Origin of the sequence: Streptomyces sp. NBC_01268 (genome assembly GCF_036240795.1) — a bacterium.
In the GTDB taxonomy this organism is placed as follows: Bacteria; Actinomycetota; Actinomycetes; order Streptomycetales; family Streptomycetaceae; genus Streptomyces.
This window is the reverse complement of sequence record NZ_CP108454.1, coordinates 7,568,718-7,585,849: the sequence shown is the minus strand read 5'-3', so window position 1 is coordinate 7,585,849 and position 17,132 is coordinate 7,568,718. Positions and strand designations below refer to the sequence as shown.

Here is a 17,132-nt window from a genome sequence, read left to right as displayed (position 1 = left end):
GTCACCAGCACCCGAACCCGCCGTCGACGGCGAGTTCGGTACCGGTGACGTAGCTGCTCAGGTCGGAGGCGAGGAACAGCAGCGGTCCGGTCAGGTCCTCGCCGCGGGCCATCCGCCGCAGCGGGACGCGCGCGTCGAACTTCTCCCGGAACACCGGGTCCTGTGCGCCGAGCACCCCGCCCGGCGACAGGGTGTTGACGCGCACCCCGGCCGGGCCCCACAGCGCCGCGAGGTACCGGGTGAGCGCGGCGACGCCGGCCTTGGACATTCCGTAGGCGGGCGGCTTCAGGAACGGCGGGTCCACCGGCAGGTGCTCGTACATGCGCGGGTCGGGGGCGAGGCCGCCGTACATCGAGCCGATGTTGACGACGGATCCGCGCCCGTTGCGGACCATCCGCGAGCCGAACACCTGGCACATCCGCAGCGTGCCGCCGGCGTTGACGTCGAGGACGCCGCCGGACACCTCGTCCGGGATGTCCTCGAAGCGCCAGCCGGTGCCGTCGGCCGACGGCGGACTGTCGATGCCGGCGTTGTTGACGAGTACGTCCGGCTCGCCGGCCTGTTCGAGGCAGGCGTCGAGCGCCCGGCGCAGGCTGCCGGTGTCGGTGACGTCGGCGACCAGCGTGCGGAACCGCTTCGGGTCGTGGGCGTCCACCACCGCCCGCAGCTCCGGTCCGACGGTGTCCCGCACGTCCAGGCCCACCACGTCGGCGCCGGCGCCCAGCAGGGCGTCCACCCACACCGCGCCGAGCCGTCCGCAGACGCCGGTGACGACGGCGACCGATCCGGTCAGGTCAATCGCGGCCGGCATCGGTGTCCACCAGGTCGTCCAGGACGATGTCGGCGTCGGCCGCCAGCGGCCGGGCGAGGCTGCGGCCCACCACGTCGGCGAGCCGGTCGGGGGTGAGCCCGTCGCCCGGCGACTTGATGGCCACGTCCTCCAGGGTGAGGCGGTGCCCGGCGGGCAGGTCCCGGTGGGCGACCAGCTTCTTGCCCATCTTGGTGATCGCGGGCCGTTCGGCCTCCAGGACCTGCTTGTCCGGGCTGCCGAGCGAGCGCCGCACCCGGCGCAGCCCGTCGACCAGTTCGGCGATGTCCGCCTGCTCCAGCGAGAACTTGTGGTCGCTGCCGGGGCGGGTGCGGTCGAGGGTGACGTGCTTCTCCACCACACGGGCGCCCAGCGCGTACGCGGTCCAGGCGGCCCACGGGCCGAGGTCGTGCCCGGAGTAGCCGACCACCGTGTCGGGGAACTCGGCCCGGTAACTGCCCAGCACCGCCAGGTTCAGCTCCTCCTGCTCGGCCGGGTAGGTCGCCGTGCACTGCAGTAGGGCGAGGTCCGGGTTGATCGGCAGGACGGTGCCGCAGGCGCGCCGCACGGTCTCCATGTCGGCGCCGCCGGTGCTGACGATCAGCGGCTTGCCGACCTTCGCCGCGTAGGCGAGGAGCGGGGTGTTCCTGATGTCCCCGGACGCGATCTTGATGGCCGGCACGTCGAGCTCGGCCAGGAAGTCCACGCTGCCGAAGTCGAAGGCGGTGGCGATGAAGTCCACGCCCAGTTCGGCCGAGAGCCGCTGGAGGTGGGTGTACTCGTGGGTGCCGAACTCCAGGAACGCGCGGTGCGCTCCGTACGTCGGGCCGAAGCTGTTCCGCCCGGTGTACGGGGAGTCGTACATCGCCCGGGTGTAGAGCGCGCGGTTGTCCCGTTTCTGCAGTTTGACCGCACTGGCCCCGGCCGCGGCCGCCTGGCGGATCAGCTCCTCCGCCTTGCCCAGGTCGCCCTCGTGGTTGTGGCCGATCTCCGCGATCACGTAGGCGTCGGTGTCGTCCGAGATGATCCGCTCGTTTACCGTCAGCGCTCTCATGGTTGTCAGGTCCTCTCCAGAAGGTCGGTCACCAGCGAAGCGAACCGGTCGAGACCGAGGTCGATCTTCTCCGGCGTGAGGGAGCTGCAGGACAGCCGCAGCTGCCGCTGTCCGCCCCCTGCCGCGTAGAAGTGGTGCATCGGGGTCCAGATGACCTTGTGCCGCTTGGCCGAGTAGGCGAGCAGGTCGTCGTCGGCGACGAACGGCACCGTGACGACCAGGAAGAATCCGCCGTCCGGTCGGTTCCAGCTGACCGGCGACGTCGTCGGGAAGCGGGCGGCCAGCCCGTCGAGCAGGTGGCGCAGGCGCTGCCCGTACCGCGCGGTGGCGTCCCGGTTCGCCGTGCGCAGGGAGAATCCGCTCTCCAGCAGCTTGCCGCCGATGACCGCCTGGGCGATCGGCGGGGTGTTGACCGTGATCATGCTCTTGATCTTCGAGAGCTCGTCGGCGAGGGTGCCGACGTGCTCGCCGCCGCGGGAGACCGGCTGGTCCGCCACGACGAACCCGATCCGGGCGCCGGGCAGGGCGGTCTTGGCGTACGACCCGAGGTAGACCACCCGGTGGCCGGTGTCCAGGGACTTGAGCGTCGGCTTCGGGGCGACGCCGTCGCCGAAGAAGCCGTACGGGTTGTCCTCGATGATCAGGATGTCCAGCTCGGCGGCGAGTTCGAGCAGCCGGCGCCGGGTCGGGACGTCGAGGCTGAGCCCGGTCGGGTTGGCGAAGTCGGGCACCAGGTAGCAGGCCCGGGGCCGCAGACCGGCCTCGCGGGCGCCCCGCACCTTGGCCGCCAGGTCGTCCAGGTCGATGCCGCCGCTGCCGCTGTCGACCGGTACGACCGGCAGGTCGACCAGGCGGGCGGCGCCGGTGATGCCCACGTAGCTCGGCGAGGTGGCGAGGAGCACGTCGCGGTCGGTGGCCCGCAGCGCGCGCAGCACCAGGACCATGGCCTCCTGGCAGCCGACGGTCACCAGGACGGTCTCCGGGTCGACGTGGATGTCCTCGTCGACCGCGAGGTTGCGGGCCACCAGGTCCTGGACGACCCCCTTCGTCCTGCCGTACTGGTAGAGCCGGTTGCGGGCCGTCTCGGGGCCTCCGGCCGTGCCGTCGGCGACGTGGGCGGTCCAGGTCCGCAGGTACCGGTGCACGTCCTCGATCTCGAACCCGCCCGGGTCCGGCCGTCCCGGCGCGAAGGAGACCGCGTCCGGGTACCGGTCCGACACCTCGTTCAGCAGGTTCATGGACAGCAGCGCCGGATCGGACAGCGAGCCGTGCAGATCGGCCAGGTCCAGCACCGTCCCCGGCCGCGCCGTCGAGGCGTGGGACGCCTCGGTCATGACCCCTCCCGTTCGTTCGTCGCGGATTCCCGGCGCACGCCCAGCCGGCCCGCCGCGGCCACGGACGGCGCACCGGCGAGGGCCATCGACACCGCGAGTTCGGCACGCAGCAGTTCCAGCACCCCGGTCACTCCGGCTTCCGCGCCGGAGGCCAGTCCCCACAGGACCGGCCGGCCGAGCAGCACCCCGGACGCGCCGAGGGCCAGCGCGCGCAGCACGTCGGTGCCGCCGCGCACCCCGCTGTCCAGCAGGAGCTCGCAGGCGTCGCCGACCTCGTCCCGGATCGCCGGCAGGGCGAGCAGGCTCGGTACGGCGCCGTCCAGTTGCCGGCCGCCGTGGTTGGACACCACGAGGCCGTCCACCCCGAGGTCCACCGCGCGCCGCGCGTCCGCCGGGTCGAGCACTCCCTTGAGCACCAGTGGCAGCCGCGTCCGCTGCCGCAGCCATGCCACGTCGGACCAGGACAGCGTGGGGTCGATGACCTCCGCCGCGTGCGCCCCGACGCTCTGGCCGGCGCCCCGCTGGGTGTCGGCCAGGTTCACCGGCGCGGCGTGCGCCGGCACGGTGAACCCGTTGCGCAGGTCGCGCAGCCGCCGCCCCATGAACGGCACGTCCACGGTGAGCATCAGGGCACGGGCCCCGAGCCGCTCGGCCTCGCCGATCAGCCACTCGGTACGGGCCCGGTCGCGCAGCCAGTACAGCTGGAGGAACAGGTCGGCACCGGTGGCGGCCGGCTCGTCCAGCGGGCAGCCGGACAGGGTGGCCGCCGTGAACGGGATGCCGGCCGCGGCCGCCGCTCGGGCGACCGCCGGTTCGCCGTCCGGGTGCACCACCGCGTGGAACGCCATCGGCGCCACCGCGACGGGCATCGCCGCCGGGACCCCCAGCAGGGTCGTCGTGGTGTCGGCGGTCGCCACCCCGGACAGGACCCGGGGGACGAGGTGACACCGGTCGAACGCGGTCCGGTTGGCGTGCAGCGTCTCCTCCCGCCCGCTGGCGCCCGCCACGAAGTCGTACACCTCGGGCGCCAGGACGGCGCGGGCGCGGTCCTCGACGTCGGCGAGGGTGAGCGGATCCGCCTGATGCGCCTCATCCGCCGCCGGGGCGCCGGGTCCGCCCGTCACGCCAGGTCCTGCCGTTCGACCGCCTCGTACAGCTTGCGGATGTTGTTGCTGCCGAACGTGGTCGCGCCCCGGCGCTCGATGATCTCCATGAAGAGGGTGCGGCGCGGGTGCTCGGACCGGGTGAAGATCTGGAACAGCTCGCCGTCGTGGTCCCGGTCGGCGAGCACGCTGAACTTGCGCAGCTCGGCCACCGGATAGCCGGACGACTCGATCCGCTGCTCGAAGTCCTCGTAGTAGGAGTCGGGCGTGGACAGGAACCGGACGCCGGCGCTGCCGAGGTCGGCGACCGCGTCCACGATGCTCGGCACCGCGAAGGCCAGGTGCTGCACCCCGCTGCCGCCGTGCTTCTTCAGGAAGTCGTCGATCTGGCCCGGGACGGCGCCGGCCATGGGCTGCAGCAGCGTCAGCGTCACGCCGCCGCCCGGGCTCTGGACGACCTTGGACTGCATGGCCTGCGCGCCGACGTGGATGTCCTCCTCGAACACCACGCCCCAGCCGAGCTCCCGGCCGTAGAACTCGACGGTCCGGTCCAGCTCGCCGCTCTCCAGGCAGACCGCGATGTGGTCGACGCGGAGCAGGTGGTGCTGCGCCGCTTCCGCGGACGTCGTGGTCCTTTCGGTCCTCTCGGACCGCACCGGCGGGATGCCGGGCAGCGACCAGGGTTCGCCGGCGGACCGGCTCACGAAGGTGTGCGTCACGTCGCCGAAGGCGGTGAGGGCCGGGCGGAGCGGCGTGTCCACGCGCAGGGCGATGTCGCTCACGCCGTCGCCGTGCCGGGCGGTGTAGAGGGTGGCCGGATGGGTGTCGGTGCGGCCCTGCAGCAGCACCAGGACGGTGTCCCGCTGGCCCACCGCCACGGCGGTGAACTCCGGGGTGTCCCCGGCGGCGATCACCTCGAAGCCGTAGCGCTCGACGAACTCGGCGGCACGGGCGTGGGCGTCCGTGACGGAGAGCGTGATGTGGTCGATCCCCGCGTCGACAGCCTGCTGATTTCTGGTCTGGGGTATGGACGACATGAATTCCCCCAAGGCTCGATAATCGGTTTCAACGGCGGGAATCAAGAATTGTCAGATCCCGGTACCGCGACGGAAAAAACGCTACGGACGGGCCCGGAAGAATGTCAACGGACTCCGCCACCAGCCGCCGAACAGTGCGGAACACCCCTTCCGGCACTTGGGTGTCGGGGTGCCCGCTATGGGGTTCGTAGGGGTTGCGCACGCCCTGGTGGCAGGTGAGTATGCGACCGATCGAAGCTGCGGACAAGGAGCGGTACGTGCTGATTCATCAGGCACTCGACGAGCGCGCGGCAGAATATGGCGACCATATTGCGCTGATTGACGACAACGGCCCGGTCACCTATTCCCAACTGGTTTCGGCGGCCGATTCGTATGCCGCCGCGCTGGTCGCGGAAGGGGTGGGACCGGGCTGTCTGGTGCCGGTGCGCGTCGCGCGCTCGGCCCGGATGGTGACCTTCCTGCTGGCGGTGCTGAAGACGGGCGCGGCGTACTGCCCCATCGACGTGAAGTGGCCGGACGAGCGGGTCCGGGAACTGCTGCGCATCCTGGACGCGCCGTTGTTCCTCACGGACACCCCGTTCGCCGGCGCCCGGTGCTGGACGCCCCCGGCGGCGGCGCCGGACGCGCCGCCGGCCGGGACGGTCCCCGCCGGCACCGGGCCGGACGATCCCGCCTGCGTCTTCTTCACCTCCGGCAGCACGGGCGCCCCCAAGGGGGTGGTGACCCCGCACCGGGCGGTGCTACGCCTGTTCGACAGCGGCCCCCTGGCGGTCTTCGGGCCCGGCCGGGTGCTGCCGCAGCTCGCCCCGGTCGGCTGGGACGCCTGCGGCCTCGAACTGTGGGGCATGCTCAGCCGGGGCGGCACCGTGGTGCTGCCCGACGAGGACCACCTGCTCCCGGACACCCTGCGCGAGCTGATCGCGGATCACGGCGTGAACACCCTCGTCCTGGTCGCCTCCGTGGTGAACCTGCTGGTGCGGCTGGACCCCGACTGCTTCCGCGGGGTCGACCGGATGTTCATCGGCGGCGAACGGCTGGCGCCCGATCCGGTGCGCGAGCTGCTGCTGAGCCATCCGGACACGATCGTCCACAACTGCTACGGCCCGGTGGAGAGTTTCGCCTTCGCCACCATGCACCGCATCCGCCCCGAGGACTGCGACCGGGAGCACGGCGTGCCCATCGGGCTGCCGGTGCCCGGCACCGAGATCCATCTGATCGACGGTGAACTGTGCGTCGCGGGCGCGGGCCTGGCCCAGGGATACCTGCACGCCCCGGAGCGCACCGCCGAGGTGTTCGTGACGGTCGACGTCGATGGTGTGCCGACGCGGGTCTACCGCACCGGTGACCGCGCGGTGCGCGACGCCGACGGAGTGCTGCACTTCCTGGGCCGGGCGGACCGGCAGGTGAAGATCCGCGGCTACCGGGTGGAGCTGGGCGAGGTGGAGAGCCACGCCGCGGACCGCGCCGGCGTACGCGACTGCGTGGCGGTGGCCCTGGCCGGCCGCGGCGGCGCGTACGAGCGTCTGGCGCTGGCCTTCACCGGGGACGCGGACCCGGACCGGGTGCGCGCGGAGCTGCTCGACCGGCTCCCCGGCCACCTGGTGCCCGATCTGGTGCGCCGCCTCGACGCACTCCCCCACAACGCCAACGGCAAGGTCGACCACCGAGCCGTCACGGAACTGCTGCGCGTCCCGACCCCCGGAAAAGGGCTGACGATGACCACGTACACAGAGACGGCCGAGGCCGCCGAGGCCGCCGAGGCCGCCGAGGCCGCCGAGGCCGCCAAGACCTCCGAGATCCCGGAGACACCCGAGACCTCCGGTACCCCCGGGACCCAAGAGTCCGATGCGAGAACCGAGAGACCCGAGGCGGCCATACGGGCGGACCCCGCCGAGGCCACCGACCCGATCGTGCGGGACTACCTCACGCTCGTCGACGACAGCATGGTCGCGGTGCTCCCCCACGCCTTGCGCATCACCGTCGAACTCGGCGTCGCCGATGTGCTCGACCCCCGGGCCGCCCAGCCCGTCGCGAAGACGGCGGAGCTCGTCGACGCCGACCCCGACGCCCTGGGCCGGCTGCTGGCCACCCTCGCCGCGGCCGGGTTCTTCGCGGGCGACCGGGCCACCGGCTTCCGGCTGACCGCGCTCGGCGCGCGGCTGCGCCGCGACCACCCGGACAGCCTCTCCGCCTCGCTGGTCAACGCCGAGAGTCCGCTGGCCTGGCTGCGGGCCACGGACACGTTCCGCACCGGTACGGCGTCCTTCGGGGACGGCGAGAGCAACGCGGGCGACGGCGGCTTCTTCGGGGTGAAGAACACCCGGCGCGGCGAGAACCTCGCGTTCCTGCGCCGGATGCGGGAGCGCACCGGCCGGCTGTACCGGCAGGCGGCCGAGGCCGTCGACTGGTCGGAGTCGAAGGTCATCCTGGACATCGGCGGCGCCGACGGGTTCCTCCTCGGCGAGATCCTGCCGGTGGCCCCGCACGCGAGCGGCGTGCTCTTCGACCGCCCCTCGGTGATCGACGAGGTGAACCTCCGCGGTGGAGTGCCCGGTTGCCGCGCGGTGCCCGGCGACTTCTTCGCCGCCGTGCCCACCGGAGCGGACACCCACCTGCTGTGCAGCGTCCTGCACGACTGGACCGACGAGCAGGCGGTGGACATCCTGCGGTCGAGCCGTCGCGCGCTGGCCGCCGGCGGCCGGCTCCTCGTGATCGAGATGCTGGTGCCGGAGGACGGCGGCGGGCACGTCAGCCGCTGGAGCGACCTCGGCATGATGGTCCTCACCGGCGGCCGGGAGCGCGACCGGGCCGGGTTCGCCCGGATCCTGGAGGCGGCCGGCTACCGCCTGGACCGGGTCCTGGCGATCCCGGGGTCGCCGTTCTCGGTGATCGAGGCGCGCTGACCGGCGATGGACATCGACCTGCTCACTCCGGAGGTCTTCTCCGGGCACCGCTTCCTCGACCAGCTGGCGGCCGTCCGCGCGCGCCCGGGGCTGACCTGGCATCCGGAGCCGGACGGCCCCGGGTTCTGGGTGGCCGCCCGGTACGACGACGTCCTGTCGGTGCTGGGCGATCCGGCCACCTTCAGTTCCCGCGCCGGCATCCGGCTCGGCGGATCGGGCGAGGCGGCCGATCTGGTCGCCGACCGGATGATGGTGGTCAGCGACCCGCCTCGGCACGGGCGCATCCGCCGTGTGGTGGGTGCGCCGTTCACGCCGGCCGCGTTGCGCCGCTGGCACGACCGGATCGTCGCCGGGGTCACCGACCTGGTGGACGAGGTGGTCGAGCCCGGTGCCGGCGGGCCCCGGGTCCTGGACGCCGTCCAGGACCTGGCGCAGCGGCTGCCCAACCAGGTCATCTGCGCCATGATGGACCTGCCCCGGGCGGACTGGCCGACGATCGGCCGCCTCACCACCGACGGCCTGGACTCCCCCGACCCGATCGACCGGCTCGACGCCAACGCCGAGATCTTCGGCTACTTCGCCGACCTGATCGCCGAGCGCCGTGCCCGCCCCGGCGACGACCTGATCAGCGCGCTGCTCGCGGCCGGCGGCGACCTGACCGACGACGAGCTGATCCTCAACTGCTCCGGCGTGCTGACCGGCGCCAGCGAGACCGTCCGCTACTCGGCGGCCGGTGCGCTGCTGGAGTTCGGCGGACGGCCGGAGCTGTGGGCGGAGCTGCGGGCGGCGCCGGAGCTGCTGCCGACCACCGTCGAGGAGATCCTGCGGTGGACCAGTCCGGGGCTGCACGCGCTGCGTACGGTGACCCGGCCGGTGACGGTGGCCGGCAGTGAGCTGGCCCCCGGCGAGCGGGTGACGGCCTGGCTCTGCTCGGCCAACCGCGACCCGGCCGTCTTCGCCGACCCGGACGTCTTCCGGCCCGACCGCACGCCCAACCGGCACCTCGCGTTCGGCTGGGGACCGCACGTCTGCGTGGGGTCCCGGGTCGCCCGGCTGGAGCTGACGGCGCTGCTGACCGCGCTGATCCGGCGCGTGCGCGCGCTGGCCCCGGCCGGCGAGCCGGTGTGGAGCACCGGCAACTTCATTCATGGACTGACCAGTCTGCCGGTGCGGTTGAGCCCGGCGTGAGCCCGTCAAGGAGCTGATGGACGATGGACACCGCCGAAATCGCCGAGATCTGGCAGGAGGTTCTGGGCGTCCCGGTCACGGAGCACGACGACTTCTTCGCCCTGGGCGGGCAGTCGCTGGCCGCGATGGAGGTGATGGCCGCGGTGCGCCGGCGCACCGGCATCACGGTCCGGGTCCGGGTGCTCCTGGAGCACCCCGTGCTGACGGACTTCGCGGCCCGGCTCGCCGAGTACGGGGAGGGCCCGGCCCGCCCCTGACATCCCGGCCCGCACCGCGGACGGAACACGCAGCAAGCGCCGCACGCACAGGACGGCGGGAGCGGATCTCCTCGCTCCCGCCGTCCTGTGCGTGTCGGTGCGCCCGGGGCCGCCGCCCCCGGCCCGTCGTCCGTGCGGACGACGGGCCGGGGGCGGCGGTTCGTCACTTCCGGACCAGCCGGTCCAGGACGCCGCGCAGGCTCTCCGCCAGCGCGCTCAGGTGGGGCTGCCGCAGCATGCTGTGGTGGTCGCCGGGCACCGTGTGGAGTTCGAATCCGTCCCGGGCGAGGACGCGCCACGGGCGGGTCTTCGGCCGGCGCGGCTGCTGCCGCGCCGACAGGAGCACCAGGCGGGCGTCGACCGGGCCCGGGCGGTGCCGCAGCAGGGCGAGGGTGTTGGCCTCGAAGACCCGTATCCGGTCGCGCATGTCCTCCCGGATGCCCTCCGGGACGAGGGCGGCGCGCTCCAGCAGGTCGAGCAGTGCCTCGTCCTGGCGCTCCGGCGACAGGGCCCGCAGCGCGGCCGCGTCGTACGGCGGTGCCGGTACGCCGGCCTGGCCTGCCAGGTCGTGGACGAAGCCGCCGAGGAGCACCGCGCGGTCCGGGAGTTCCTCGCCCAGGTACGGCGGCATTCCGGTGTCGAGCATGACGACCAGGGCGACCGGTTCGCCCGCGGCGGTCAGCTGGCCGGCCATCTCGGCGGCGACCATGCCGCCCAGGGACCAGCCGCCGAGGTGGTAGGGGCCGTGCGGCTGGACGGCCCGGACGGCGTCGACGTACCGCGCGGCCAGGGCGGTCAGGGACGTGGTGAGCGGGCCGCCGTCGAGCCCCGGGTCCTCCAGTCCGTAGAGCGGCTGGTCGGCGTCGAAGAGCCGGGCCAGCGGCAGGTACGGGACGACGGATCCGCCGACGGCGTGCACCAGGAAGAGCGGCGGCCTGCCGCCGGTGGGTTTGATCGGCACCAGCGGCGAGGGCCGGGTGCGCCGGTGGCGGGACGGATCGAGCAGCATGGCGGTCATCTCCACGGTCGGAGCCGAGTACAGGTCGCGCATGTCCAGTTCGACACCGAGCTCGCGGCGGATCTCGGCGCGCAGCCGGGTCAGGTCGAGGGAGGTGCCCCCGAGGTCGAAGAAGCTGTCGTGGACGCCGATCCGCTCGGCGCCCAGCAGGGCGGCCCAGATCCGGGCGACCGCCTGCTCGGTGGCGTCGCGCGGGGCGACGAACGCGTCGGCGCGGCTCGGCTCCGGTGCCGGCAGCGCGGCCCGGTCCACCTTGCCGTTTCCGGTCAGCGCGATGCGCTCCACGGGCACCAGCACGGAGGGCACCATGTAGTCGGGCAGACGGGCCGCCAGGTGCGCGCGGAGCTCGCCGAGGTCGGCCGCCTCCTTGGACACCACGTAGCCGACGAGCCGGTCGTCGCGGACGGTCACGCACGCGTCGTCGACGCGGGGATGGGCGGCGAGTACGGCTTCGATCTCGCCGAGTTCGATGCGGAAGCCGCGGATCTTGACCTGGTGGTCGATGCGGCCCAGGTACTCCAGGCCGCCGTCGGCGCGGCGCCGGGCCAGGTCGCCGGAGCGGTAGAGCCGGGCGCCGGGCGCGCCGCCGAACCGGTCGGCGACGAAGCGGTGCGCGGTGAGGCCGGGCCGGTGCAGGTATCCCCAGGACAGCCCGGCGCCGCCGACGAGGAGTTCGCCCGGTACGCCGATGGGGGCCGGCTGTCCGGCCCGGTCGACGACCCACAGTGACAGGTCGGGGATCGGCTCGCCGATGGGGCTGCTGTTGTCCCGCAGGAGGTCCCGGGTGAGCGGGCAGTAGGTGACGTGGACCGTGGTCTCGGTGATCCCGTACATGTTGACGAGGCGCGGGTGCTCCTCGCCGTGCCGGTCGAACCAGCGCCGTACGGAGTCGGTGTCCAGCGCGTCGCCGCCGAAGATCACGTACCGGAGGGAGAGTTCCGCCGGGCGTTCCTCGTCGACGGCGACGAGCTGCCGGAAGGCGGCCGGGGTCTGGTTGAGCACCGTGACCTCCTCCCGGACCAGGAGGCGCTGGAAGTCCTCGGGCGAGCGGGTCTGCCACTGCGGGACCACGACCAGCCGGCCGCCGTGGGCGAGGGCGCCCCAGAGTTCCCAGACGGAGAAGTCGAAGGCGAACGAGTGGAACAGCGTCCACACGTCCCGCTCGTCGAACCGGTACCGGTCCTGGGTGGCCCGCAGCAGCCGGACGACCTGCCCGTGCGGGACGGTGACCGCCTTCGGTTCCCCGGTCGAGCCCGAGGTGTAGATCAGGTACGCCAGGTCGGCGGCGGTCGCGGTCGCCTCCGGCACCGGGAGGTCGCCGTCGGTGTCCTCGTCCAGCGGCAGCGCGGTGGCGGGCACGTCGGTCCCCCGCTGGGTGACCACCACCGTCAGGCCGGCGTCGGCGGCCATGTAGGACAGGCGCTGCGCCGGGTGGTCGGGGTCCAGCGGTACGTACGCGGCTCCGGCGCGCAGGATGCCCAGGATGCCGGTGACGAGGTCCGTGTCCCGACGGGTGCACAGGCCGACCAGGCTGCCCCGGGTGACCCCGCGGGCGGCCAGCCGGGCGGCCAGTCGTTCGGCGCGCCGGGCCAGTTCGCGGTAGGTGGTCCGCTCCTCTCCGGCGACGACCGCGACCGCGTCGGGGCGCAGCCGGACCTGGGCGGCGAACAGCTCCCACAGGGAGGTGTCGGCCGGGACCTCGCGCCGGGCGGCGCTCCACCGGCGCAGGAGCGCGGCCTCGTCCGGCCCGGTGAGGACGAACGTGCCGAGTGTGGCGTCCGGGGCGGCCGCCGCCTGGGTCAGGACCCTGCCCAGGTGTTCGAGGAGCCGGGTGATCCGGTCGGCGTCGAACAGGTCGGTGGCGTACTCGGCCTGGAGCCGCAGTCCGCCGTCGGCGGTGACGGTGGCGTGCGCGGCCAGATCGAAGCGGGCCACCCGGCCGGCGACCGGCAGCGCTTCGGCGGTGAGCGGGCCGAAGGCCGGTGCGGCCGGGGCGACTTCGTCGGCGTGCAGGGTGAGGCTGATCTGGAAGAGCGGGTTGCGGCCCGGTTCACGGGCCGGCCGCAGCTCCTCGACCAGGGTGCTGAAGGGCAGGTCCTGGTGTTCGGTGGCGCCCCGGACGGCCAGTTCGCAGCGGCGCACCAGTTCGCGGAAGGCCGGGTCGCCGGCGACGTCGGCGCGCAGCACGACGGTGTTGGCGAAGTAGCCGACCAGCGGTTCCAGTTCGGGGCGGTCGCGGCCGTAGAGGACGGAGCCGATGCCGATGTCGTCCTGTCCGGTGTGCCGAGAGAGCACCACCAGGAGTCCGGCCATCACGACGGACAGCAGCGAGCCGCGTTCGGCGTCGGCCAGGCGGCGCAGTGACGTGCCGAGCCCGTCCGGGAGGTGCAGTTCGGCGGTGGCCCCGGGGTGCCCGGAGCCGGTGCCGCGCGGGCGGTCGGCCGGGAAGTCCAGCTGGGGCAGCGCGTGGAGCTGTTCGCGCCAGTAGCCGAGCTGCTTGTCCAGCACGTCGTCGGCGAGCCGGCCGCGCTGCCAGACGGCGTGGTCGGCCGGCTGGATGTCCAGGGCCGGGAGGCTGACGTCGGGGTCGGTGTACAGGGTGGCCAGCTCGTCGAGCAGGACGCCGGCGGACCAGCCGTCGGCGATGATGTGGTGGGCGCACAGCACGAGCACGTGCTCGGTCGGGCCGAGCCGCAGCAGTTCGGTGCGCAGCAGCCGGTCCTCGGCCAGGTCGAAGGGGCGGGTGGCGGCCTCGGCGAGCGCCTCGGGCACGGCGTCCGGGTGCGTCGCGGTCACCGCGAGCGGCCAGGTGGCCGGTGCGGGGTCGGTCACCTGGACGGGGACGCCGTCCACCGCGACGAACCGGGTGCGCAGGCTCTCGTGCCGGGCGACGAGCCGGCCCAGGGCGTGGGCGAGCCGGTCCGGGTCGAGGCGGCCGCGCAGCCGCAGCGCGAGCGGCACGTTGTAGACCGGGGAGGCCGGGTCGAGCTGGTGCAGGAACCACAGGCCTTCCTGCTGGTGCGAGAGCGGCAGCGCGGCGGTGCGCGGGGCGGCGGGGATGCGCCGGGCGGCGTCCGGTTCGACGAGCCGGGTGGCGAGTTCGGCGACGGTGGGTGCCTGGAACAGGGTGGCCACGCCGAGGTCCACGCCGAGGGTGGTGCGGATCCGGTTGACCAGGCGGATCGCGAGGAGCGAGTGCCCGCCGAGGGTGAAGAAGCCGTCGTGGACGCCGACCCGTTCTGCCTGGAGCACCTCGGCGAACAGGGCGCACAGGGCGCGTTCCCGGTCGTCGCGCGGTGCCACGAAGTCGGTGCCGGGGGCGGTGGGGTCGGGGGCGGGCAGCAGCCTGCGGTCGATCTTGCCGTTGGGGGTGAGCGGCAGCTGTTCGAGCAGGAGCAGGGCGGAGGGCAGCATGTACGGCGGCAGCACCGCGGCGGCCGCGGCGCGGATCCCGGCGAGGTCCGGCGACGGCACCGCGGGCACGAGGTAGCCGACGAGGCGCTTGTCGCCCGGCCGGTCCTCGCGGGCGTGCACGTGCGCCTGGGCCACGTGCGGGTGGCGGACCAGCACGCTCTCCACCTCGCCGGGTTCGACCCGGAAGCCGCGGATCTTCACCTGGGTGTCGGCGCGGCCGGCGAATTCGAGGGTGCCGTCGGCGCGCCACCGGGCGAGGTCGCCGGTGCGGTACATCCGGGTGCCGGGCGGTCCGAACGGGTCGGCGACGAAGCGTTCGGCGCTCAGCCCGGGGCGGCCGGCGTACCCGCGCGCGAGACCGGCCCCGGCCGCGTAGAGCTCGCCGACCACTCCGGCCGGGACCGGCCGCAACCGGTCGTCGAGCACGTAGACGGCGGTGTTGTCCATGGGCCGGCCCAGCGGCACGCTGTCCGGGACCGCGTCCGGGTCGTACAGGGGCATCTGCACGGAGCACATGGTCAGTTCGGTGGGGCCGTAGGTGGCGCGGACCCGCAGGCCGGGGTGGCGGCGCAGGACCGCGCGGACGGCGGTGGAGCTGATGACGTCGCCGCCGGTCATCACCTCGCGCACTCCGGCGAAGCAGTCCGGGTCCTCCTCGGCGATGACCTGGAAGAGCCCGGAGACCAGCAGGACGTCGGTGAGGCCCGCGGCCCGTACGACGCCGCCGTCGACGTCGCCGACCGGGGCCACGACGACTTCTCCGCCGGACAGCAGCGGAACCCAGATCTCGCAGGTCGAGGCGTCGAAGGCATGCGGGGAGTGCAGCAGCGCGCGGCGCGGCCGGTCGTCCTGCCAGCAGCGGTCGCGGGCGAAGGCGAGCACGCCGCGCTGGGTGGTGACGACGCCCTTGGGGGCGCCGGTCGAGCCCGAGGTGTACATGATGTACGCGGCCTGCTCGGGGTGCGCGGTGCCGTCCGGTACGGCGGCGCGGTCGGCCGCGGTGGGCGCGAATCCGGTCACGGTCAGGGTGGCCGCCCCGGCAGCGGCGGCCACCTCGTGGTCGCGCGTGGCGGTGTCGACGAGCAGCAGTTCGGCGCCGGACCCGGTCAGGATGTCGCGCAGCCGTTCGGTGGGCGCGGTGAGCGGCAGCGGTACGAAGCAGCCGCCGGCCTTGAGCACCGCGAGCATCGCCACGAGGAGGTCGGCGGAGCGCTGCTGGAGGAGCGCGACGCGGGTCTCGTCCGTCACGCCGAGCCGGGCGAGGCGGCCGGCCAGCAGGTCGCTGCGGCGGTCGAGTTCGGCGTAGCTCAGGGTGCCGTCCCGGTCGGACACGGCGGGTGCGGCGGGGGTCAGGGCGGCCTGCCGGGTGAAGGCCCGGGCGAGTCCGATCGGCGGTTCGGGCCGGGTCTCGCCGTTCCATCCGTGCAGCAGGGTGTCGCGTTCGCCGGGGCCGAGCAGGTCGATGTCGCCGAGGGCCCGGTCCGGGTCGTCCGCGACCTGTTCGAGCAGCCGCACCAGGCGGTGCGCGAGGCCGGTGACGGTGTCCCGGTCGAAGAGTTCGGTGCGGTGGACGAGCTGCGCGGTGAGTCCCAGCGGTGTGCCGTCCTCGGCGTACCGGTCGGTGAAGCTGACCGACAGGTCGAAGTGGGCCGCGATGGTCCGGTTCCGCAGCTCCGTGACGGTGAGGCCGTCCAGGGTGTACCGCGCGGCGGCGTTGTTCTGCAGGACGAGGGCGACCTGGAAGAGGGGGTGGCGGTTGAGCGCCCGGCTCGGGTTGAGGGCCTCGACGAGCCGGTCGAACGGCAGCTCGGGGTGGGCGAGGGCGGCGAGGTCGGCCTCCCGGGCCCGGGCGAGCAGCTGCCGGAACGTCGGGTCGCCGCCGGTGTCGAGCCGGAGCACCAGGGTGTTCACGAAGAACCCGATCAGGTCCTCCAGGTCCTCCTCGGAGCGGCCGGCGTCCATCGTGCCGAGCGGGATGTCGGTGCCGGCGCCCAGTCGGGTGAGCAGGCCCGCGAGGGCCGCGTGCACGACCATGAAGAGTGAGGCGTCGGCCTCGCGGGCGAGCCGCAGCAGACGCGTGTGCAGGGCCGCCGGCAGGTCGAGGAGCACCTCCGCGCCGTCGTCGCCGGAGACTTCGGGCCGGGGCCGGTCCAGGGGCAGCGGCAGCTCGTCGGGCAGGTCGGCGAGCCGCCCCGTCCAGTGGTCGAGGAGCTCCGTGCCGTCCGGGCCGTCGAGGAGTTCGCGCTGCCAGAGCGCGTAGTCGGCGTACTGGACGGGCAGCGGCTCCCAGTCCGGCGCGGCACCGGCCCGGCGGGCCGCGTAGGCGGTGCCCAGGTCGCGGCCGAGCAGGGCCGTCGACCAGCCGTCGCCGACGATGTGGTGGAGCACGAGGTACAGCGTGTGGTTCCGCTCGTCGGCGCGCAGCAGCCACGCCCTCAGCGGCAGCTCCGCCGTGAGGTCGAACGCGTGCCGGGCCAACCGGTCGAGCACGGCGGGCAGTTCGGCCGGTGCGACGTCCAGTTCGGTGACGAACTCGGCGACGTCCACGGAGTCGCGCACCTGCTGCCGCGGCTCGCCGTCGACCTCGGGGAACACGGTGCGCAGGCTCTCGTGGCGGGCCACCACGTCACCGAGGGCGGCCCGCAGGGCCGCGGTGTGCAGCGGGCCCTCCAGGCGCAGCGCGAGTGGCAGGTTGTAGGTCCACGCGCCCGTGCCGAGACGGTTCAGGAACCACAGGCGTTGCTGCGCGAAAGACAAGGGGAACACGGATCCTCCTGCGCCTGCGAGGCATCGACGGTCGTCGGCCGCACGATAGGACGCTCCCCCGGGGCGCGAGGGCCCCGGAGGGCCAAAAGGCCTTGTCCCAAGGGGTTTTGGCGGCCCCTAGTAGGGGTTGTCGGGCCGCTCGGCGTCCGCCCATCATGAGCCAGCCCGCCTGGGACCACCGGCACACACCGATCATGGAGAGCCGCGATGCCGTTTTCGCCGGAGCGCTTGCCGTCGGCCGATACAGAAC

Annotated in this window: 9 protein-coding genes; 3 read left to right on the top strand and 6 right to left on the bottom strand. The window is 73.7% G+C overall.

Translation table 11 applies throughout. The features are described 5' to 3' along the window. Nucleotide 1: 1 nt before the first annotated feature. From OG309_RS34000 to OG309_RS33980, 5 genes are read right to left on the bottom strand one after another with little or no spacing between them, the layout of a single operon-like run. Nucleotides 2-811 carry an SDR family oxidoreductase gene (locus OG309_RS34000; protein ID WP_329426852.1) on the bottom strand — a complete coding sequence of 270 codons (810 nt, stop codon included), beginning with the start codon at nucleotides 809-811 and terminating at the stop codon, nucleotides 2-4. Beyond that, nucleotides 795-1,862: an N-acetylneuraminate synthase family protein gene (locus tag OG309_RS33995; protein ID WP_329426850.1), complete on the bottom strand. Its 1,068-nt coding sequence runs from the start codon at nucleotides 1,860-1,862 to the stop codon at nucleotides 795-797. The genes OG309_RS34000 and OG309_RS33995 overlap by 17 nt, the downstream gene beginning before the upstream one ends. Before the next feature lie 5 nt (nucleotides 1,863-1,867). Continuing rightward, complete coding sequence (locus OG309_RS33990) at nucleotides 1,868-3,196, bottom strand: aminotransferase-like domain-containing protein (RefSeq protein WP_329426848.1); 1,329 nt, start codon at nucleotides 3,194-3,196, stop codon at nucleotides 1,868-1,870. Then, nucleotides 3,193-4,320, bottom strand: coding sequence for an alpha-hydroxy acid oxidase (locus OG309_RS33985; protein WP_329426847.1), 1,128 nt, complete (start codon nucleotides 4,318-4,320; stop codon nucleotides 3,193-3,195). The genes OG309_RS33990 and OG309_RS33985 overlap by 4 nt, the downstream gene beginning before the upstream one ends. Next, nucleotides 4,317-5,336 carry a VOC family protein gene (locus tag OG309_RS33980; RefSeq protein ID WP_329426844.1) on the bottom strand — a complete coding sequence of 340 codons (1,020 nt, stop codon included), beginning with the start codon at nucleotides 5,334-5,336 and terminating at the stop codon, nucleotides 4,317-4,319. Before OG309_RS33980 ends, OG309_RS33985 begins: the two co-directional genes overlap by 4 nt. 257 nt (nucleotides 5,337-5,593) lie before the next feature. On the opposite strand from OG309_RS33980, the gene OG309_RS33975 reads away from it, so the two are divergent. From OG309_RS33975 to OG309_RS33965, 3 genes are read left to right on the top strand one after another with little or no spacing between them, the layout of a single operon-like run. Beyond that, a complete protein-coding gene (locus tag OG309_RS33975; RefSeq protein ID WP_329426842.1) occupies nucleotides 5,594-8,239 on the top strand; it encodes an AMP-binding protein in 2,646 nt (881 codons plus the stop codon). A gap of 6 nt (nucleotides 8,240-8,245) precedes the next feature. Further along, nucleotides 8,246-9,427, top strand: coding sequence for a cytochrome P450 (locus tag OG309_RS33970; protein WP_329426840.1), 1,182 nt, complete (start codon nucleotides 8,246-8,248; stop codon nucleotides 9,425-9,427). A 23-nt stretch (nucleotides 9,428-9,450) separates the two neighbouring features. After that, on the top strand, nucleotides 9,451-9,684 hold the full coding sequence (locus OG309_RS33965) for a phosphopantetheine-binding protein (protein ID WP_329426838.1): 234 nt from the start codon (nucleotides 9,451-9,453) through the stop codon (nucleotides 9,682-9,684). A gap of 163 nt (nucleotides 9,685-9,847) precedes the next feature. Here the strand turns inward: OG309_RS33965 and OG309_RS33960 are convergent, their stop codons facing one another. Continuing rightward, nucleotides 9,848-16,882, bottom strand: a complete 7,035-nt coding sequence (locus tag OG309_RS33960) for a non-ribosomal peptide synthetase (protein ID WP_329426836.1) — start codon at nucleotides 16,880-16,882, stop codon at nucleotides 9,848-9,850. Nucleotides 16,883-17,132 lie beyond the last annotated feature (250 nt).